Source organism: Mobilicoccus caccae (assembly GCF_030161635.1).
Classification (GTDB): domain Bacteria; phylum Actinomycetota; class Actinomycetes; order Actinomycetales; family Dermatophilaceae; genus Mobilicoccus; species Mobilicoccus caccae.
The window spans coordinates 848322-866978 of sequence record NZ_BSUO01000001.1 but is presented as its reverse complement, the minus strand read 5'-3'; the positions used below and the strand labels follow the sequence as shown (position 1 = coordinate 866978).

The 18657-nt window shown below is 69.9% G+C and carries 19 protein-coding genes; 4 read left to right on the top strand and 15 right to left on the bottom strand.

The features are described 5' to 3' along the window. Positions 1–48 precede the first annotated feature (48 nt). The 9 genes from QQK49_RS04295 to QQK49_RS04255 form a co-directional block, all read right to left on the bottom strand. Positions 49–1320 (bottom strand): aspartate aminotransferase type Ic, encoded by a 1272-nt coding sequence (locus QQK49_RS04295; RefSeq protein ID WP_284302865.1) that lies wholly within the window; start codon positions 1318–1320, stop codon positions 49–51. A gap of 153 nt (positions 1321–1473) precedes the next feature. Further along, the gene (locus tag QQK49_RS04290; RefSeq protein WP_284302864.1) at positions 1474–2100 is read right to left on the bottom strand and encodes a pentapeptide repeat-containing protein; all 627 of its coding nucleotides are present in this window, start codon (positions 2098–2100) and stop codon (positions 1474–1476) included. A 59-nt stretch (positions 2101–2159) separates the two neighbouring features. Further along, positions 2160–2768 (bottom strand): response regulator transcription factor, encoded by a 609-nt coding sequence (locus QQK49_RS04285; RefSeq protein ID WP_284302863.1) that lies wholly within the window; start codon positions 2766–2768, stop codon positions 2160–2162. Further along, entirely contained in the window at positions 2765–3925 is a 1161-nt protein-coding gene (locus QQK49_RS04280) for an ATP-binding protein (protein ID WP_284302862.1), read from the bottom strand. The genes QQK49_RS04285 and QQK49_RS04280 overlap by 4 nt, the downstream gene beginning before the upstream one ends. A 76-nt stretch (positions 3926–4001) precedes the next feature. After that, positions 4002–4811, bottom strand: a complete 810-nt coding sequence (locus tag QQK49_RS04275) for an ABC transporter permease (RefSeq protein ID WP_284302861.1) — start codon at positions 4809–4811, stop codon at positions 4002–4004. Between the two features lie 71 nt (positions 4812–4882). Next, positions 4883–5821, bottom strand: a complete 939-nt coding sequence (locus tag QQK49_RS04270; protein ID WP_284302860.1) for an ABC transporter ATP-binding protein — start codon at positions 5819–5821, stop codon at positions 4883–4885. A gap of 160 nt (positions 5822–5981) precedes the next feature. Beyond that, positions 5982–7508, bottom strand: a complete 1527-nt coding sequence (locus tag QQK49_RS04265) for an AMP-binding protein (protein WP_284302859.1) — start codon at positions 7506–7508, stop codon at positions 5982–5984. Then, entirely contained in the window at positions 7505–7660 is a 156-nt protein-coding gene (locus tag QQK49_RS04260; RefSeq protein ID WP_284302858.1) for a hypothetical protein, read from the bottom strand. Before QQK49_RS04260 ends, QQK49_RS04265 begins: the two co-directional genes overlap by 4 nt. 17 nt (positions 7661–7677) lie before the next feature. Further along, complete coding sequence (locus tag QQK49_RS04255) at positions 7678–8643, bottom strand: cyclase family protein (protein ID WP_284302857.1); 966 nt, start codon at positions 8641–8643, stop codon at positions 7678–7680. A gap of 441 nt (positions 8644–9084) precedes the next feature. Between QQK49_RS04255 and QQK49_RS04250 the strand changes: the two genes are divergently transcribed. Continuing rightward, positions 9085–9390: a GNAT family N-acetyltransferase gene (locus QQK49_RS04250; RefSeq protein WP_284302856.1), complete on the top strand. Its 306-nt coding sequence runs from the start codon at positions 9085–9087 to the stop codon at positions 9388–9390. Between the two features lie 110 nt (positions 9391–9500). On the opposite strand, the gene QQK49_RS04245 is transcribed toward QQK49_RS04250, so the two are convergent. From QQK49_RS04245 to QQK49_RS04235, 3 genes are read right to left on the bottom strand one after another with little or no spacing between them, the layout of a single operon-like run. Further along, on the bottom strand, positions 9501–10172 hold the full coding sequence (locus QQK49_RS04245) for a methionine ABC transporter permease (protein WP_284302855.1): 672 nt from the start codon (positions 10170–10172) through the stop codon (positions 9501–9503). Then, positions 10169–11149, bottom strand: coding sequence for a methionine ABC transporter ATP-binding protein (locus QQK49_RS04240; protein WP_284302854.1), 981 nt, complete (start codon positions 11147–11149; stop codon positions 10169–10171). The genes QQK49_RS04245 and QQK49_RS04240 overlap by 4 nt, the downstream gene beginning before the upstream one ends. Continuing rightward, positions 11149–12045, bottom strand: coding sequence for a MetQ/NlpA family ABC transporter substrate-binding protein (locus QQK49_RS04235; protein WP_284302853.1), 897 nt, complete (start codon positions 12043–12045; stop codon positions 11149–11151). The genes QQK49_RS04240 and QQK49_RS04235 overlap by 1 nt, the downstream gene beginning before the upstream one ends. 287 nt (positions 12046–12332) lie before the next feature. On the opposite strand from QQK49_RS04235, the gene brnQ reads away from it, so the two are divergent. After that, a complete protein-coding gene (gene brnQ, locus QQK49_RS04230) occupies positions 12333–13754 on the top strand; it encodes a branched-chain amino acid transport system II carrier protein (protein WP_284302852.1) in 1422 nt (473 codons plus the stop codon). After that, positions 13751–14638: a Cof-type HAD-IIB family hydrolase gene (locus QQK49_RS04225; RefSeq protein WP_284302851.1), complete on the top strand. Its 888-nt coding sequence runs from the start codon at positions 13751–13753 to the stop codon at positions 14636–14638. Before brnQ ends, QQK49_RS04225 begins: the two co-directional genes overlap by 4 nt. A gap of 99 nt (positions 14639–14737) precedes the next feature. Here the strand turns inward: QQK49_RS04225 and QQK49_RS04220 are convergent, their stop codons facing one another. From QQK49_RS04220 to QQK49_RS04210, 3 genes are all read right to left on the bottom strand, one after another. Then, a complete protein-coding gene (locus QQK49_RS04220; protein WP_284302850.1) occupies positions 14738–15607 on the bottom strand; it encodes a hypothetical protein in 870 nt (289 codons plus the stop codon). A gap of 110 nt (positions 15608–15717) precedes the next feature. Next, positions 15718–17604 (bottom strand): translational GTPase TypA, encoded by a 1887-nt coding sequence (gene typA / locus QQK49_RS04215; RefSeq protein WP_284305820.1) that lies wholly within the window; start codon positions 17602–17604, stop codon positions 15718–15720. A 64-nt stretch (positions 17605–17668) separates the two neighbouring features. After that, positions 17669–18109: a (deoxy)nucleoside triphosphate pyrophosphohydrolase gene (locus tag QQK49_RS04210; protein WP_284302849.1), complete on the bottom strand. Its 441-nt coding sequence runs from the start codon at positions 18107–18109 to the stop codon at positions 17669–17671. Between the two features lie 201 nt (positions 18110–18310). On the opposite strand from QQK49_RS04210, the gene QQK49_RS04205 reads away from it, so the two are divergent. Next, positions 18311–18655, top strand: coding sequence for a CBS domain-containing protein (locus QQK49_RS04205; RefSeq protein WP_348536084.1), 345 nt, complete (start codon positions 18311–18313; stop codon positions 18653–18655). Positions 18656–18657 lie beyond the last annotated feature (2 nt).

Sequence of the window (18657 nt, the reverse complement as noted above, 5' to 3'; positions counted from 1 at the left end):
GTGTCGTCATCACGACACCGACGCTGTCCTCCTGCCTGTCTCCTCGCCTCAGTCGAGCAGCTTCTCCGCGGCCGCGAGGATCACGCAGGTGGTGAGGACGCCGAGTGCGCGCTCCAGCTCGTCGGTGGTCGGGAACGTGGGCGCGATCCGGATGTTGCGGTCGCCGGGGTCGTCACCGCCGGGGAAGGTCGCGCCGGCCGGGGTGAGGGCCACGCCCGCCTCCTTGGCCAGCTGCACGACGCGCTTGGCGGTACCGGGGACGACGTCGAGGCTGACGAAGTATCCGCCGTTCGGTTCGTTCCACTCCGCCACGCCCAGGGCGCCGAGGTCGCCGGCGAGCGCCTTGCCCACCGCCTCGAACTTCGGCGCGATGATCTCGCGGTGCTTGTCCATGTGCGCCTGGACTCCGGCGGTGTCGCCGAAGAACCGCACGTGACGCAACTGGTTGATCTTGTCCGGGCCGATCGAGCGCATCCCGTCGCGGGCCAGGAACCACGTGACGTTCGCCGGGGATCCACCGAAGAACGACACGCCACCGCCCGCGAACGTCACCTTCGAGGTGGAGGCGAAGACGAACACGCGATCGGGGTGACCTGCCTCGGCGCAGGCGTCCACGATCGACGCGAGTTCGTCGTGCTCGCCGGTGAGGTGGTGGATGGCGTAGGCGTTGTCCCAGTAGATGCGGAAATCGGGCGCGGCGGTCGTCATGGCGGCGAGGCGGCGCACGACCTCGTCGCTGTAGGTCACGCCGGTCGGGTTGCTGTACTTGGGCACGCACCAGATGCCCTTGATCGAGGAGTCGGCGGCCACGAGAACCTCGACCTCGTCCATGTCCGGGCCGTCCGCCGTCATTGCGACGGTCTTGAGGTCGACACCCAACTCGTCACAGACGGCGAAGTGACGGTCGTACCCCGGTGAGGGCGCCAGGAACGTGACCTTCTCTCCGGCCCAGGGCTTCTCGCCGCCGGGCAGCGGGTGGAAGAACGAGCTGGCCACGCAGAAGTGCATGAGCGACAGGGAGGAGTTGTCACGGACGACGAGTTGATCGGCGGGGACGTCGACCAGCGGCGCGAACATCTCACGCAGGGCCTTCAGTCCCTGCGGCGCACCGCCGTAGTTGCGGGCGTCGCCCTCGGGGTCGGCCGTGTGGTCGCCGGCGGGCAGGACGTCCGTCATCCCGTCACTGAGGTCGAGCTGCGCCGAACACGGCTTGCCGCGGGTGATGTCGAGCTTGAGTCCGGCAGCGACGTACTCGTCGTAGCGACTGCGGGCGGACTCGCGAGCAGCCGCGAGTGTGTCCTTGTCGATGGTGTCGGTCATCGGGTCTCCCTGGCTCGTGTGCGGCGACAGGGGTGAGCGTATCCCGCTCTCCGCCGCTGATCGTCGGACCGTCCGCTCGTCCCGCCGCGAGCGCCCTCCGACCTCCACACGCGTCCGGATCGAACCCGCCCGGCGGGACTCACCCCGCGAGCCTCACCCCAGCCGGATGCCGAACGGGGCGAGCAGGGAGGCCGCGGCCGACTCGTCGACGAGCAGGCCGCGCACCCGGTTCTCCCGGGGGTCGAGCTGCATGCCGGTGGTGCCGGGCATCTCGACCTCGCGCAGGTCGCATCCACGGATCGCGGTCTTGCGCAGGTCGCAGTCGCGCAGACTCGCCTGGCGCAGGTCGCAGTCGTCGAGGTCGCACTCGATGATCGCGCAGTCGGTGAACACCCAGCGCGACATGTCCCGTCCGGAGAGCGAGCACAGGTGCAGCCGGCAGCGGTCGAAGGTGCACGGGTCGATGACGACGCTGGCGGCGAGCTGCGAGAACGACGTGCCCACGAAGCGGCAGCCGACGAAGGTGCACCCGCCGATCGAGCAGTCCGGCCACGTCATCCCCGACAGGCTGCAGTCCTCGAAGCGGCAGTCGCGAAAGGAGCACTGCCGCAGGACGAACTCGTCGAACACGATCCCCGAGAACGTGCAGCCCTCGAACTCGACGCTCACCAGCCGTTGTTCGCACGTCGTGTCCGGGCCGAACTCCGTGTCGCGGACGTACTCCCCCATCGACGTCAGATCCAGCGCCGTTCGGTCCTGGGTCGTTCCGTCCTGGCTCATCCGGGTCTCCGTCCTCGGTCCCCGTCATGGCACCGACGTGCTCGTGGTGGCGATCGTCGTCACAGCCACCCGTTGTCGACGGCTATACCGGCGGCCTCCGCACGAGTCCTGGCGCCCGTCTTGCCGATCGCCGCCGACAGGTGGTTGCGCACCGTCCCCTCCGACAGGTGAAGAGCGCGGGCGACATCTGCGACCGTACCGCCTCGCCGTGACTCCCGGAGAACGTCCGTCTCGCGGGAGGTCAGCGGGGAGCTGCCGCTCACCATCGAATCGACCGCGAGGGTCGGGTCGACGACCCGGAGCCCCGCGTGGACGCGCCGCACGGCGTCGGCGAGGTCGGGCGCCGGGGTGTCCTTGACGACGAAACCGGACGCACCCGCCTCCAGCGCACGTCGCACGTACCCGGGTCGCCCGAACGTCGTGACGACGAGAACACGCACCTGCGGGCAGGCCTCACGCAGGGCCGCCGTGGCGGCGATGCCGTCGAGGCCGGGCATCTCGACGTCGAGCAACGCGACGTCGGGGGCGTGCGTGCGGGCAGCCTCGACGACCTCGTCGCCCCGCCCGACCTGGGCCACCACCTCGAGGTCGGCCTCCAGCTCGAGCAGCGCCGCGAGGGCTCCGCGCACCAGCGCCTGATCGTCGGCGAGCAGCAGACGGATGCTCATGGCCTCTCCCCTTTCCTGGTGACCGGGCCGATCGTGTCGTCGACGGCCACGCGCACCAGCGTTCCTCGCCCGCCGCGCCCGGGCCCGACACTCAGGTGTGCCCCCGCGTTCCTCGCCCTCTCGGTGAGCCCGAGGAGCCCACTTCCGTACTCGCCCACGGCGGGAGACCCGCGACCGTCATCCTCGACCTCCACTTCACGTTCACCCAGCCGCACCGTCACCCGGCTCGCGTCCGCGTGCCGGACGACGTTCGTCACACCCTCACGGATCACCCACGCGAACAGCTCGCGGCACTCCGAGTCGACGTGGTCGCCCGCGCCGGGGATCTCGACGTCCTCGACCTCCGCCGCGGCCAGCGCTCTTCTCGCCCCGGCGAGTTCGGCCGACAGCGACACCCTGCGGTAGTCGCGGACCGTCGAGCGCACGTCGACGAGCGCATCCCGCGCCAGCCGCTCCACCTCCGCGATCTCGGACTTGGCGCGCTCGGGATCGGCGTCGACGAGTCGCCCGGCGAGTTGGGCCTTGACGGTGACGACGGTGAGGGAGTGACCGAGGATGTCGTGCAGGTCCCGGGCCAGCCGCTCACGCTCGAGGTCGACCGCGAGCGCCGCCTTCTCCTCCCGGGCGGCGACGAGGGCCTCCTCACTCTTGGCCAGGCGCAGCGACCCCCAGACCGTGAACCCGATGAACGCGATCCACAACCCGACGCCGATCGCCCACCCGAGGGGGACGCCGAACAGGAGGGCGATGACGACGTAAACCGCACCGCTGCCGACGATGACCGCCACCGACCGCCGGCCCCGCAGCAGTGCTCCCCCACCGGCCGCGACGTAGGTGAGGAGTGTGAGCGCGGCATCGGTGAACAGCAGACCGATGGCCACGAGAGCGATGAGTCCGAGCATCCACGGCCATGGGCGTATCTTCGCCGCCCAGGGCACCGGCGGGGTCTCGGCGGCGAGGTAGCCCGCCATGTACCAGACGCAGAACACGAGCACCACGAGCGTGGCGCCCACCCCCGCGACCAGACCGCGGGCCCACCCGTCGACCACCGTGAACAGGGTGAAGACGAGGAAGATCGAGGCGTAGACCGTGGTGTCCCGTCCCCGGCGCCACCGTCGTGGCGACCAGAGGCTCGGTCGCTCCGGGGACGTGGTCACCGTGGTCTCCTCCTGTGGGGGTGGCTACCTGCATCGTCGCAGGTGGTCTCGGGATCGGTCGTCCGTCGGAGGCGTGTCACTCCCGACCGGCGACCCGCCGGTAGCGCCACGCCGCGACGACGGCGAAGAGTGCGGTCCAGCACACGATGCCGGCGACGGCCACGGGCTCGACCTCGGCGCCGAGGGTGAGCGAGGCGAGCAGGCTGCGCAGACCGTACATCGGGGTGTACTGCCCGATCGTCGACATGACCGAACCGAGCTGCTCCAGGGGGATGAAGACCCCACCGAAGAAGGCGAACAGGGACATGAAGGGGCCGACGACACCCAGCACGGCCTCCCCGCGGAACAGGTAGCCGACGGCGAGGCCGAACACGGCGAACATCGTCGTCCCGCCGAGCCAGGCGAGCAGGAACGCCCAGGCGGCGTACGGGAGGTCGAGACGGGCGCCGGTGGCGACGCCGACGGCGAAGGTGATGGTCACGACGAACAGCCCGATCGCGAGCGCCGCGAGGAGCTTGGCGCCGATGTAGTACACGGGTGAGAGCGGCGTGAGGCGGAGTTGACGGGTCCAGCCGCTCGCGCGCTCGTCGGAGACGCTGCCGGCGACGTTGGTCGAGGCCATCATGGCGCCGAAGAGGGCCATGTTCGCCATGATCATGCCCGCGACCGTGCCGCGCGGCGTCTCCATGGCGCCGTAGGCCGGACCGGCCCCGAACAGGAGGTACAAGGCCACGGGCATCAGCACGGAGAACCCGATCGTCCAGGGATTGCGCAGGGCGCGCACGAGTTCGAGCCGCAGGTACACCCGTGGGACGTGACGCCCCGGGGTCGACGTCGTGGCCGGGATCGTGGTGGCCGGGTTCGTGGTGGCCGGGTTCGTGGTCATGGGGTTCCTCGCGATGGATGCCGTGGATGCGGTGGATGACGTGGAGCTGCGGCCGGTGGGCGCGTCGGTGGTCATGAGGGGTCCGATCCGGTGAGCGCGACGAAGGCGTCGTCGAGGGCGGTGGAGGTGACCTCGAGGTCGCGGGCGCCCGTGTGGGTGAGCAGGTGGCGGGCGAGGGCATCGGAGTCGGAGGTCCGGATCTCGACGACGTCGCCGTGGCGTTCCCAGGCGGTGACGTCGGGACGTTCCCGCAGGGCGGCGTCGGTGCTGTCATCGGCGGGCAGGGTCACGCGCACGACCCGACCGAGAGCGGTGCCCTTGATCCGGGCGGGTGTGCCGTCGGCGACGATCCGACCCCCGCTGAGGAGCACGATGCGGTCGGCGATGTCGTCGGCCTCGGCGAGGTAGTGCGTCGCGAAGACGATGGTGCGCCCGGAGTCGGCGTCGGCGCGGATCGCGTCCCAGAACGCCCGCCGACCGGAGACGTCCAGGCCCGTGGTGGGCTCGTCGAGGAGGAGCAACTCGGGGTCGGGAAGCAGGGCGAGCGCGAAGCGGAGGCGCTGCTGTTCGCCACCGGAGCACTTGCTCACCCGGCGGCGGAGCAGCGAGGCGACTCCGGCCCGTCGGGCCACGGCGTCGCGCCGCCCGTAGAGGTCGGCGACCATGTCGAGGGTCTCCCCCACGGTCAGCAGGGGCAGCAGTCCACCGGTCTGCATCACCGAGGAGACGCCGCCCCGCGCGATCGCCTCCGCGGGTGCGTCACCGAGGACGGCGAGGGTGCCGGCGTCGGGCTCGGTGAAGCCGAGGACCATGTCGAGCAGGGTCGTCTTGCCGGCGCCGTTGGGGCCGAGGAGCGCGACGACCTCACCACGCTCGATGTGCAGGTCGACGCCGCGGACGGCTTCGATCGGTGTGCCGCCGCGCGGGGCGGGAAAGGTCTTGACCAGTCCGGAGACATGGACGGCGGGCGTCCCGGTCAGGCGGGTGGTGGAGCCGGAGGTGGTGGTCATGGCTCCACCCTCGCCGCACGAGGACGAGCCCACCTCGGCCGCGAGTCACCCCCCACCCCTGACATCCGTCACCCGAGGCGAACCGTCACCACCTGATGAGACGAGGGGGCGCTGAAACCGGTACGCCATGGCGTCCGGTTTCAGCGGCCCCTCCGGCGGGTCAGGCGCGGGAATCTCGCGCGCGGAGTTCGCGGCGCAGGATCTTGCCCGTCGTCGTCTTCGGGAGTTCCTCGACGAGTTCGATCTCGCGCGGGTACTTGTAGGCCGCCATGCGCTCCTTGGCCCAGTCGACGAGTTCCTCGGGCGTGAGGTTCGAGCCGGGCACCAGGGAGACGAACGCCTTGACGCTCTCGCCGCGGTACTCGTCGGGGACGCCGACGACGGCGACCTCACGCACGTCCTCGTGTCCGTAGAGCATGTCCTCGACCTCACGCGGCCACACCTTGTAGCCGGCGGCGTTGATCATGTCCTTCTTGCGGTCGACGAGGTAGAACCATCCCTGCTCGTCCATGAATCCGACGTCACCCGTGCGCAACTCGCCGCCGGGCAGGTTCTCGGCGGTGGCCTCGGGCTTGTTCCAGTACCCGGGGACGACCTGCGGGCCCGACGTGGCGATCTCACCGACCTCCCCCACCGGCAACTCCTCGCCGTCCTCCCCGAGGATGCGGACGACGGTGTTGAACACCGGCACGCCCACCGACAGGGCGCCACTGTTCTCGTCGACGGGCGCACGCTGCCCGATCGGCACCATGTGCGAGGGGCTGTTGGTCTCGGTGAGCCCGTAGGCGTTGTGGATGTACTGACCGGTGAGCCGCTCGAACTTGTCGGTGACGGCCGGCGCGACGGGCGCGCCGCCGGAGTAGATCATCCGGAAGCTCTCCCAGTCCTCCCGGCCCACCCCGTCGAGTCCCACCAGGGCGATGAACACCGTGATCGACCCGATGGTGAACGCCGGGCGGTGCTCGCGGATGGCGTCCATGACGACGTGCGGCTCGAACCGGTGGGCCAGGACGAGGGGCGCCCCGGTGAGCAGGGCGAGCGCGATGTGGCCCACCAGCCCGGTGATGTGGAACAGCGGTGCCACCCCGAGGACCCCGTCCTCGCTGCCCAGCCCCACCCAGTCGCGGTAGGTCTGGGCGTTGAACGCCATGTTGGCGTGGGTGTTCATGGCGCCCTTGGGGACTCCGGTCGTGCCGCTGGTGTAGGTGAGGACGGCCACGTCGTCGGCGTCCGCGGTGCGCATCGGGATCTTCGCCCCGGCGTACTGCTCGACGACGTCGCGCAGGGTCACGACGCGCTGATCGCCGTCGGTCCCGTGCCTCGTCGTGTCCGCGAACAGCCGCTCGTCGTCGCGGGATTGATCGTCGAGACCGCTGCAGAGGACGACGGTGCGCACCTGCGTCGCCCCGCCGTCGACGACCGACTTCGCCACGCCTGCCCAGAGGTCGTCCAGGCAGAGCATCGCGACGGCGCCCGAGTCGGTGAGGAGGTACTCCAACTCCCGGGCCTTGTTCATCGGGTTGACGGCGACGGCGCTGCCGCCGGCCTTCCACACCCCGAGCAACCCGACGACGAACGCCGGGTCGTTCTGGGTGTAGACGGCCATGCGGTCACCGGCGGAGAATCCCTGCTCGAGCAGATACGCCGCCAGCGCGTCACTGCGGGAGTCGAGATCGGCGAACGTCAACGTGCCGTCGAAGTACCGGATCGCGGGTGCGGAGGGTCCCGCTCGAGCGTGCTGCGGAAGAGCCCGAGCATGTCGGTGTGCTCGGCCTCGATGTCCGGCGGGTTGCCCTCGCGGTACCGGGCGAGCCACGGCCGGTCTGCGTAGATGCTCATCGCGGGACCGCCCCCTGCTACTTGATGGCGATCGGGTTGACCGGCGAGCCCGTGCCCTGGTGGATCTTGAGCGGAGCCGCGGCGTAGAGGAACGTGTACTGCTTGTCACCGGCGCTGTGCTCAGCGAGCTTCTCGAGGTCGGCGATCTCGGTGAGCGTGACCCCGAGGTTGCGCATGAGCGCACAGTGCAACGGCAGGGCCGCACCGTTGTTGGGGTCGTAGGTGATCTCGTTGGCGATCGTGTCGGTGACGAGGTTGGGGATCTCCATGTCCTGGAACCACTGCACCAGTTCGGGTGAGTACACGAGGCCGGGCTCGCAGAAGTTCTCGTAGAACTTCTCGCCCTGCTCGTGGAACTTCTTGAGGAAGTTGGTCCGGATCACCAGGACGTCGTGCTTCTCGATCTCCACTCCCTGGTCCTTGGCGCAGGCCATGAGGTCCTCGTGGGTGAAGGTCTCGGCCGCGTCGAGTGCCTCCTTGTCCCGCCAGCGGGCGATGTCGAGCAGGATGCCGCGGCCGACGATGCCACGCTGGGCGATGGGCTCGACGCTTGCCTTGTCGAGGCCGTCGACGGTGGTGCGGGCGTCGTAGCCGTTCCAGATCTTGCCGCCGTACCAGACGTGACCGAGCGCGTCGTACTGCGTGGATCCCTGGAGGAATGCCTCGATCTTGTCGTCGGCGTAGTGCAGGCCGCCGGGGAAGGCCGGGCCGTCGCCGCCCTCGTCCCAGTGGGCCTCGTCGAGGATCATCGTGCGGACCGCCGGGGTGCGTCCGGGCCACACGGGGTCGCCCTTCGGGTCGCCGATGAGGCGCTGCAGCGTGAAGACCTCGCCCTGGGTGATGTGGCGGACGCCGCGCATGACCTCCTGCGCCGTCAGGTAGTTGAGTGCTCCGACCTCGTCCTCCGGACCCCACTTGCCCCAGTTCGTCGGGGCGTCCTTGAGGATCTCGTCCATGCTGGGGACATTCTGCGCATTCGTCATGTCGACCTCGTTGTCGAAAGAGCAACCGGAGTCGCTCGGTGTGCATCGGGTTGCTGCGACCCTCGCAGAGGGCTTCCCCGACGTCAATAGGCGCGGCGGCGACCCCGGCGGCGCCTGCTCCGAGGTCGTCGGGAACCATGCTCCACCCCAACCCGATCCGCCGAAGAGCCCACCACGTCCCACGAGATGCGCCTTGCACTTGGAGCACCGGCTACCGTCGGCGCAGCGACCACGAACCATCACGGCGGAACGTCATGGCTCAGAACTGCACCAACGTCTCGATCCCGCGCCGATGGGTCATCGGCGGGGCGCTGGGGTGGGCGTTCACGCCGCGACGTTGGCCAGTGCCCGGCGGATGGCTTCGGAGCGGGTCAGAACCGGTCCCAGCGTCAGGCAAGCACAGGCATGACGACGTGATACCACTTCGATACCATCAGGTGCATGGCGATGACGTTGCGCCGGGTCGTCGGATTCCAGTCGCTCAAGCGGGCGTGGCCCGACAACCCCTACGACGTGGCCGAGGGGTGGGGAATCATCGGCACGCACATCCACCCCGACGCCGGGCGCAGCGGGCTGGGCCGGCGGCTCTTCACGGCATCCCTGGCAGCGGCAAGGACCGCCGGCCTCAAGCACATCGACGCGAGCATCGGAGCCGACAACGAACCAGCCCTGGCCTACTACGGGGCGATGGGCTTCACGCCCTACGGCGAGCGCGGTGAGACCATCCTGCACCGCTTCGACGTCTGAGTCGGGACGTCCGCTCGCGGCGAGACGGGGCCTGATCTCGGCACGCGCATCATGCGCCACCGCCGCAGACGCCCAGCCACAGCCACAGCCACGCTGAACCCTCTGCCGTATCAGCCTCGCTTGTGGTTCATCGATCGCACGATCGCGTCGCCGATGGACTGGACCACCTGCACGATGACGATGAGCACGATCACCGAGGACAGCAGTACCGGGGCGTTGAACCGCTGGTAGCCGTAGCGGATGGCGAAGTCGCCCACGCCTCCGCCGCCGATCGCGCCCGCCATCGTCGAGTAGCCGATGAGCGTCACGAGTGTCAGCGTGCCGCCGGCGACCAGGCCGGGCATGGCCTCGGGCAGCAGCACCTTGCGCACGATCTGCCACGTGCTCGCGCCCATCGACTGGGCCGCCTCGATCTTGCCGTGCGCCACCTCGCGCAACGCCGACTCCACCACCCGGGCGTAGAACGGGATCGCTCCCACCGCCAGCGGCACGATCGCGGCCGTCGGGCCGTAGGCCGTCCCGACGACGTAGCGCGTGAACGGGATCAGCACGATGAGCAGGATGAGGAAGGGCAGGCTGCGCGTGAGGTTCACGATCGCCCCGCACACCTGGTAGAAGACGCGGCTGGGCGTCATCCCGTCCGGGGCGGTGAGGCGGAGGGCGACCCCGACCACCAGACCCAGGACCAGGGTGATGAGGAACGCCCAGCCCGTCATCCACGCGGTCTGACCGAACGCCTCGAGCAGCTCCGGCAGCGCGTCGATCCATGTCGTGCGGTTCATGCCGCGGTCACCGTCACTCCCCGCTCACGTAGATAGCCGATCACGGCGTCGTCGGAGGCCTGACCGGGCTGGTAGACGACGCGCAGCCGCCCGACCTGATGCCCGGCGACGCGTTCGAGGGTGCCCCCGAGGATCGACACCTCGACGCCGAGGTCACGCGACAGACGCGACAGCGACGGCTCGATGGCGCGTTCGTCGGCGAACGCCAGCGTGAGGTGCCGGCCGGGGATCGAGAGGTCGTGGTCGCCCGTGGGGAGCAGGATCTCCGCGAGCCTGCTGTCCGGGTCACCGACGAGTTGCAGCAGCGGCCCCTGCTCGACGAACCGCCCCGACTCCATCAGGGCCGCCGAATCGCAGATGCGCCGGACGACCTCGGCCTCGTGCGTGATGAGCACGACGGTGACCCCGGTGGCCTCGTTGATCTGCTTGAACAGGTCGAGGATCTGCTCGGTCGTCGCCGGGTCGAGGGCGCTCGTGGCCTCGTCGGACAGCAGCACCGACGGGCGACCCGCCAGCGCGCGGGCGATACCGACCCGCTGCTTCTGCCCGCCCGAAAGCTCGGAGGGGTAGTTGCCGCCGCGGTCGGAGAGCCCGACGAGCTCGAGCAACTCCGTGACGCGCTGACGACGCTCGGCCCGACCCACACCGGTCACCTCGAGCGGGAACTCGATATTCTCCGCCGCGGTCCGGCTCGACATGAGGTTGAAGTGCTGGAACACCGTGCCGATGCGCTGCCGCGCCGTCCGCAGGTCCCGCCGGCTCATCGAGACCAGCTCGACCCCGTCGACGGTGATCGTGCCGGACGTCGGACGCTCCAACAGGTTAAGGCAGCGCAACAGGGTCGTCTTGCCGGCGCCGCTGCGGCCGAGGATCCCGAAGATCTCACCGGAGTCGACGGTGAGCGAGACCCCGTCGACGGCCGTGACGTGCTTGCCGCGGTCGGCGTAGACCTTGGTGACCGAATCGAGCGTGATCATCAGCTGGTCGGCGCGCCGGTCGGGGCGGCCTCGCCGTCCTCGGCCGGGAGGACCGAGCCGGCGTAGGTGTCGGTGATGAACTGCTTGATCTTGGGGTCCTGCAGCGCCTGGGTGAGCTTGACGACGCGCGGGTCGTTCACGAGCTCGGGACGCGTGACGATGCCGTTGGCGTAGGGGTTGTTCGCGACCGAGTCGAGGATCAGGGCGTCCTGGTCGGGCTTGAGGCCGGCCTCGAGGGCGTAGTTGCCGTTGACGACCGACAGGTGCACCTTCGGGTCGTCGAGCGACGCGGCGAGCTGCGGGCGGTCGATCTTGGTGAACGTGATGCCCTGGGCGTTCTCCGTGATGTTGCCCTCGGTGACCTGCGCGATGTCGAGGTTCGGGTCGCCGGCCTGCACGTCGAGGGTGACCAGCCCGGCCTCCTGCAGGAGGAACAGCGCGCGTCCCTGGTTGACGGCGTCGGCGGGGATGGCGATGTTGGCGCCCTTCGGGACCTCCTGCAGCGAGGAGACCTTGCGGCTGTACAGGCCCAACGGCTCGACGTGGACCGTGCCCACCATCTGCAGCTGGGCGCTGTGCTCGGAGTTCCAGTTCTTCAGGTACGGGGTGTGCTGGAAGTAGTTGACGTCGACGTCCCCGCCCGACACGAGCTGGTTGGGGTCGACGCCACCGGCGATCTCGGTGACCTCGATGTCCACGTCGCCGAGCAGGCCCTGCTCCTCGACCTGCTTGAGCAGGGTCGCGTGCGGCTCGGCGTCGGCGACCACGGTGAGCGGCTTCGCGGCGTCGGCGGTGCCACCACCGGCGTCGCCGTTCCCACCGCCGGCACCACAGGCGGACAGACCGAGCGAGGCGGCCAGGGCGAGAGCGAGGGTGGGCAGGGCGCGGCGAGGCATGGGGTATCCGTTCGTCGAATCAGGGAAGCGGCCGGACATCACTGGCCGTCGAGGGGGTCGTCGTCGCGGACGTGTCACGCGCGAAACCATGGCAATTACATCACCTCGACACACAGATACCAAACTTGACGTTATGGACCAGTGGGTGCGCGAGCGGCGGGTCGCCCGGGGCCGAGGCGGGAGCGCCCCTGGCCTCCACCCGAATCGAAGCGCCGACTCCACGCCGAGTACCGTCACGGAGGCCGCGGCCACCCACCACGGCCTGAAACGATCACCCAGGAGTGCCCGTGGATTCGCGCCTGCGCCCCAGCCAGACCCTGCTGCTCGGGTCACTCGTCTTCGGGTTGTTCTTCGGCGCCGGCAACCTCATCTTTCCCGCTCAGCTCGGCCGTGAGGCCGGCCAGGCGGTGCTCGCGGCGTGCGCGGGGTTCCTCATCACCGCCGTGGGCCTGCCGGTCCTCGGCGTGGTGGCCTCAGCGGTGTCCGGGTCGCGCAGCGTCCACGCGATGGTCGACCCGGTCTCGCGGCGCTACGCCCTGTTCTTCACCTGCGCGCTGTACCTGACGATCGGCCCGCTCTTCGCCATCCCGCGGACAGCGACGGTGTCCTTCGAGGTGGGCGTACGTCCCCTCGTGGGCGAGGGCGGACCCTGGCTGCTGCTCTTCTCGCTGGCGTTCTTCGCCGTCACCGCCGCCGTGGCGCTGCGACCGGGTCGGCTCATGGACTGGATCGGGCGGTACCTGACGCCGATCTTCCTGGTCCTGCTCTCGGCGCTGGTCGTCGCGGCCCTCGTGCGGCCGATGACGACGGAACCCCTTGCCGCCCCGGTGGATCGGTACGCGGGACATGCCCTGTCGGCAGGGCTCATCGACGGGTACAACACGATGGACGCCCTCGCCTCCCTCGCGTTCGCCATCGTCATCGTCGACGCCGCCCGCCGCCTCGGCGTGAACACACCCCGGAGGCTCGCGGTCGAACTGGGCAAGGCCGGCGTCGTCGGCGGTCTCGGCATGGCCGTGGTGTACGCCGCCCTCGCCTACATCGGAGCCACGAGCGTCGGCGCGGTCCCCGAGGCCGACAACGGCGGCGTGCTCCTGGCCGCCACGAGTCGTCACTACTTCGGCGCGGCCGGGCAGTACCTCATCGCGGCGATCGTGCTCGTCGCCTGCCTCAAGACCTCGATCGGCCTCATCGCCGCCTGCGCCCGGATGTTCTCCGAGCTGGGGCGGCTGCGATCCGCCGCCGGCGACTCCCCCACCGACGGGTCCGTCGCCGAACGGTCCTACGTCCCCTGGGCGCTCGGCTTCGTGCTCGTCTCGTTCGCCATCGCGAACGCGGGCCTGGAGACGATCATCGGGGTGTCGCTCCCGGTGCTGATGTTCCTCTATCCCCTGGCCATCGTCACGATCGTGTTCGGCCTGGGCTGGAGCCGGGCCCGCCGTCACCTGGTCGTCGTGCGCTGCACGCTGGCGTTCACGGCGCTCGCCGCGTTCTTCGACCTCCTCGCGGCTCTGCCCGAGGGGTTGGCCACGACACCCGTCGTCACCGCGCTGACCGGTGCCGCCGGGCGGGTCCTGCCCGGGTTCGAGGTCGGATTCGGGTGGGTCGTCCCGGCGCTCGTCGGATTCGCGGTCGGGGTGGCGCTCGACGCCGCGGGGCGGACCCGCCGGACACCGGCACGATCGGGCGATGAGAGCCTGGCAGGGTGAAGAATCCTCCCTCACTCATCGCGGTCGACATCGACGGAACCCTGCTGGCGAGCAACGGCACCATCCTGCCGGGCACCCGGGCCGAGTTCGCGAGGGCGCGCGCCGCGGGGGCGACGATCGTCCTCGCCTCCGGTCGTCCCGTCGCGGGCCTGCGTCGCCTGGTGCGACGACTCCGCCTCGACACGGACGGGGTGGTCTACTCCGGGGTCAACGGCGCCGTGAGCATCGACGCCGAGACCGGTGACCTCCTCGCCCGGCACGGCCTCGACCCCCAGACGGTCCGGGGCATCGCCGCCCTGGCGAAGGAGAACGGGGTCATCCCCATGCTGTGCGACGGGGACGACCTGGTCGTCGACACCGAGGATCCTCAGGTGGTGATCGAGGCCGAGGGCAACGACCTCAACCTCCGCATCGTCGGTGACGTCACGACGCTCACCGAGGACGAGGGGTCCGTCGACAAGCTGCTCATGTACGCGCCGCCGGAGGTCCTGCGGCCGTTCGCGGAGCTGTTCACCGAGCGGTTCGGCGCCTGCGTCGAGTCCTCCTTCTCCGCGCCGTTCTACTACGAAGCCACGGCCAAGGGTGTCCACAAGGGGTCGGCGCTCACGGATCTCGCGGCGGCCCGCGGCCTCGACGTCGCCGCGTCGGTCGCGTTCGGCGACAACGGCAACGACCTGCCGCTCATCCGCACCGCGGGCCTGGGGGTCGCGATGGGCAACGCCATCCCGGAGGTCCTCGAGGCGGCCGACCGCGTCACCGCCTCCCACGACGAGGAGGGCATCGCGGCCGTCCTCATGGAGCTGTACGGCGACGGCGAGCCCGCCCCACCGGTCCCCGAACCCGACGTCGAGCCGCTGCACTCCCTGGACCTCCGCGAACCGTGAGCGGGTCGACCGCGAGCATCTGAGACAGCACCTGAGGGTGAGACAGGCGCGCGTGCGGTGCTGTCTCAGACGTCAGGTGCTGTGTCAGGTGAGCAGGGGTCAGCGGGCCGGCGGGTCGGCCGGCTCGGCCTCGGTGAGGCGGTAGTGCAGCCGCACGGCCGTGGCGTTCCAGAGATCGAGTCGGTGATCGGTGCGCAGGACACCCTCGTCGTCCACGTAGACGTGGAACTCCTCGTGGATCGGAACCCTGGCTGCGTCGGCCCGCCCACCCCGACGCACCACCACGTAGGCGCCGTCCGATCCGAACCTCCCCCTCGGCGACGTCAGGCGGAGTGAGCCACCGGGGCCGACCTCGGGGCGCAGGAACACCTGGACGTTGCCCTGCTCCAGCGGGAACGCCACATGGACGCGCGGCTGTTCGGTTCCCGGCAGCCGCCTCACCCCGTAGCACCCGCTGTACACGTACTCCCCCGTGGCCCGCAGGCGCCGGAGCCACGCGGCCGCGATCTGGCAGCCGGATCCGTCGGTGATGACGCGCACCTCGCTGTCCATGCCGTGCGCCACCGCCAACGGATCCACGGGAATGGCGAGCTGACCGACACGCCTGCCGAAGGCGGCACCCACGACGGCTCCACCCGGGCGCAGCCACCGGGACCAGCCCAACCAGACCTCCATGCGCCACCGGGAGGTGTGCTCGTAGAAAGCGCGCACCTGCCCCTCCAGCTCCCGAGCCCGGAACTCCGGCCCGTCGAGGAGGCTCATGTCCGCCAGCAGCCCGGCCCCCTGCGGGGTCGCCACTCCGCCCCCGACGGAGGCGGCGTGGCGCTCGATCCACCCGTCGTCGACCCGCGGCCCCGCACTGACCGGCGCGTCGAGCCACGCCTGCTCGCCGTCGAGTTCGATCTCCCGGCCCGTCAGGCGCCAGTAGGCGCGGGTCGCCGCATCCGCGACGGCACCTGCAGCGATCACGTTCCCCTCCTCCACACGTCTTCTGAGAAAAGTGAGACAGCACCTGAGGGTGAGACAGGCGCGCGTGCGGTGCTGTCTCAGACCTCAGGTGCTGTGTCAGGTGAGGAGGGTCAGCCCTTCTTCGCGTCGCTGCGGGCGCGGGCGGCGTTGCGGGCCCGGCTCACCTGGTCGAGGTCGACCTTGCGGATGCGCACGGCCTCCGGGGTCACCTCGACGCACTCGTCGTCGCGGCAGAACTCCAGGCTCTGCTCCAGAGACAGCTTCTTGGGCGGGATGACCTTCTCGAAGTTGTCCGCCGAGGAGGCGCGCACGTTGGTGAGCTTCTTCTCCTTGGTGATGTTGACGTCCATGTCGTCGGCGCGGGAGTTCTCGCCGACGATCATGCCCTCGTACACCTCGGTCGTCGGCTCGACGAAGAGGATCCCGCGCTCCTGCAGGTTGACCATCGCGTAGCTGGTCACGGCACCCGAACGGTCGGCCACCAGCGATCCCGCCTGGCGGGTGGAGATCGGGCCGAACCACGGCTCGTACCCGTGGAACACGTGGTGGGCGATGCCGGCGCCGCGGGTCTCGGTGAGGAACTCCGTGCGGAATCCGATGAGACCGCGGGCGGGGACGACGAACTCCATGCGCACCCAGCCGGTGCCGTGGTTCGTCATCTGCTCCATGCGTCCCTTGCGGGCCGCGAGGATCTGCGTGATCGCGCCCAGCCACTCCTCGGGCGTGTCGATGGTCAGGTGCTCGACGGGCTCGTGGAGCTTGCCGTCGATCTCCTTGGTGACCACCTGCGGCTTGCCGACGGTCAGCTCGAAACCCTCACGGCGCATCTGCTCCACGAGGATGGCCAGCGCGAGTTCACCACGGCCCTGGACCTCCCAGGCGTCGGGGCGCTCGGTGGGCAGGATGCGCAGCGACACGTTGCCGACGAGCTCGCGGTCGAGACGGTCCTTGACCAGACGCGCCGTCACCTTGCCTCCGCGGACCCGGCCGACCATCGGCGAGGTGTTCGTGCCGATCGTCATGGAGATGGCCGGCTCGTCGACGGTGATGAGCGGCAGCGGCCGCGGGTCCTCCACGTCGGTGAGGGTCTCGCCGATGGTGATCTCGGGGATGCCCGCGATGGCGATGATGTCGCCCGGCCCGGCCTTGTCGGCCGGTTTGCGCTCCAACCCCTCGGTGACGAGGAGCTCGGTGATCTTGACCGGCTTCTGCTCGCCGTCGTGGCGGCACCACATGACCTGCTGGCCCTTGCGGATCTCACCGTTGAACACGCGCAGCAGCGCGAGGCGGCCGAGGAAGTTGCTCGAGTCGAGGTTGGTGACGTGCGCCTGCAGCGGCGCCTCGGAGTCGTACCGCGGCGCGGGGATCGTCTCCATGATCGTGCGGAACAGCGGCTCCAGGTCGGGGCTGTCGGGCAGGGTCCCGTCGGCCGGCCGCTCCATCGACGCCTTGCCGGCCTTGGCCGAGGCGTAGACGATCGGGAACTCGATCTGCGACTCGTCGGCGTCGAGATCCATGAACAACTCGTACGCCTCGTCGACGACCTCGGCGATGCGCGAGTCGGGCCGGTCGACCTTGTTGATGCACAACACGACCGGCATCTTGGCCGCCAGCGCCTTGCGGAGCACGAACCGCGTCTGCGGCAGCGGACCCTCGGAGGCGTCGACGAGCAGGACGACCCCGTCGACCATCGATAGGCCGCGCTCGACCTCGCCACCGAAATCGGCGTGGCCGGGGGTGTCGATGATGTTGATCGTCACGCCCTCGGGGTGGCCGGCGGCGGACGGGCCGTTGTAGTGGATGGCGGTGTTCTTGGCGAGGATCGTGATGCCCTTCTCGCGTTCGAGATCACCGGAGTCCATGACGCGGTCCATCTGTCCGCCGGACTGGTGGCCCTGGAAGGCACCGCCCTGGATCAGCATCTTGTCCACGAGCGTGGTCTTGCCGTGGTCGACGTGGGCGACGATGGCGACGTTGCGGATGTCACCGCGGGTCATGTTGGTCTGCGTAGGCACGTGCCTGATTCTCTCAGGAATCGCGCCATGCTCCGAACGCGCGCGATCAGTGGGGGCGCGAGGCACGCAGAACCGAGCCGAGCGAGGCGACGATGTCGGCGTTGCTCTCCAGCCACGGCACCGCCTCCAGCGACGCCAGATCGAGCAGCCGGAGTTCGTCGTGATCCTGCAGTGGTCGCGGCGTCCCCTCGACGATCCGGGCGAGCCACACCCCCATGCGGTACGGCGGCACCAACTGCCAGTCGCCACCGGGCAACGGGCCCGGGAGTCGATCACCGAGGACGACCCGCACACCCAGTTCCTCGGCCAGCTCGCGGTGCAGCGCCTGCTCGGGGCTCTCCCCGGAATCGACCTTGCCGCCGGGGAACTCCCACCGTCCGCGGAGGTGCTCCGGCCGCGTGCGCCTTGCCGCGAGCACGGTCGTGGGCCGCTCCAGGGAGTCGACGATGGCGGCGGCGACGACGGGCACGATCCTCACCCGCGCCATGATGCCGGAGTCCGAAAGGTGGGATCGTGCCCGGATCCATCTGTGTTCCAGGGGGAATCACGAGAATGCACACGAGCCACCGGTGACTCCGGGCCCCAGTTGTCGGTAACGTGTCGTCATGTTGATCGCCGATATCATCAGGGCCAAGGGTTCCGACGTCGTCACGATTCCCCCACCGATACCGTCGCCGCGCTGGCGACCTTGCTGGCCGAGCACCGCATCGGCGCCGTCGTGGTCTCGACCGACGGGATCCGCATCGACGGGATCGTCAGCGAGCGCGACGTCGTGCGGGCGCTGCCCGAGCACGGCGCAGGACTCCGCGATCTGACCGTCGCCGACATCATGACCTCCGAGGTGCGCACGTGCACGGCCCGCGACACCGTCGTGGCCCTGGCCGACCTCATGACGCAGAACCGGTTCCGTCACGTTCCGGTCATCGACGGCACCGATCTGGTGGCCATCGTCAGCATCGGAGACGTGGTCAAGGCCCGGATGGCGCTCCTGCAGGACGAGCGCGATCAACTCATCGAGTATGTGCAGCAGTGAAA

Coding starts and splice junctions, on each gene's coding strand:
- QQK49_RS04275 (WP_284302861.1), bottom strand. CDS start 4,811: ATGACCACGAACCCGGCCACCACGAACCCGGCCACCACGATCCCGGCC.
- QQK49_RS04290 (WP_284302864.1), bottom strand. CDS start 2,100: ATGAGCCAGGACGGAACGACCCAGGACCGAACGGCGCTGGATCTGACG.
- QQK49_RS04260 (WP_284302858.1), bottom strand. CDS start 7,660: ATGAGCATCTACGCAGACCGGCCGTGGCTCGCCCGGTACCGCGAGGGC.
- QQK49_RS04235 (WP_284302853.1), bottom strand. CDS start 12,045: ATGCCTCGCCGCGCCCTGCCCACCCTCGCTCTCGCCCTGGCCGCCTCG.
- QQK49_RS04240 (WP_284302854.1), bottom strand. CDS start 11,149: ATGATCACGCTCGATTCGGTCACCAAGGTCTACGCCGACCGCGGCAAG.
- QQK49_RS04210 (WP_284302849.1), bottom strand. CDS start 18,109: ATGGCGCGGGTGAGGATCGTGCCCGTCGTCGCCGCCGCCATCGTCGAC.
- QQK49_RS04250 (WP_284302856.1), top strand. CDS start 9,085: ATGGCGATGACGTTGCGCCGGGTCGTCGGATTCCAGTCGCTCAAGCGG.
- QQK49_RS04270 (WP_284302860.1), bottom strand. CDS start 5,821: ATGACCACCACCTCCGGCTCCACCACCCGCCTGACCGGGACGCCCGCC.
- QQK49_RS04245 (WP_284302855.1), bottom strand. CDS start 10,172: ATGAACCGCACGACATGGATCGACGCGCTGCCGGAGCTGCTCGAGGCG.
- QQK49_RS04295 (WP_284302865.1), bottom strand. CDS start 1,320: ATGACCGACACCATCGACAAGGACACACTCGCGGCTGCTCGCGAGTCC.
- typA (WP_284305820.1), bottom strand. CDS start 17,604: ATGACCCGCGGTGACATCCGCAACGTCGCCATCGTCGCCCACGTCGAC.
- QQK49_RS04255 (WP_284302857.1), bottom strand. CDS start 8,643: ATGACGAATGCGCAGAATGTCCCCAGCATGGACGAGATCCTCAAGGAC.
- QQK49_RS04285 (WP_284302863.1), bottom strand. CDS start 2,768: ATGAGCATCCGTCTGCTGCTCGCCGACGATCAGGCGCTGGTGCGCGGA.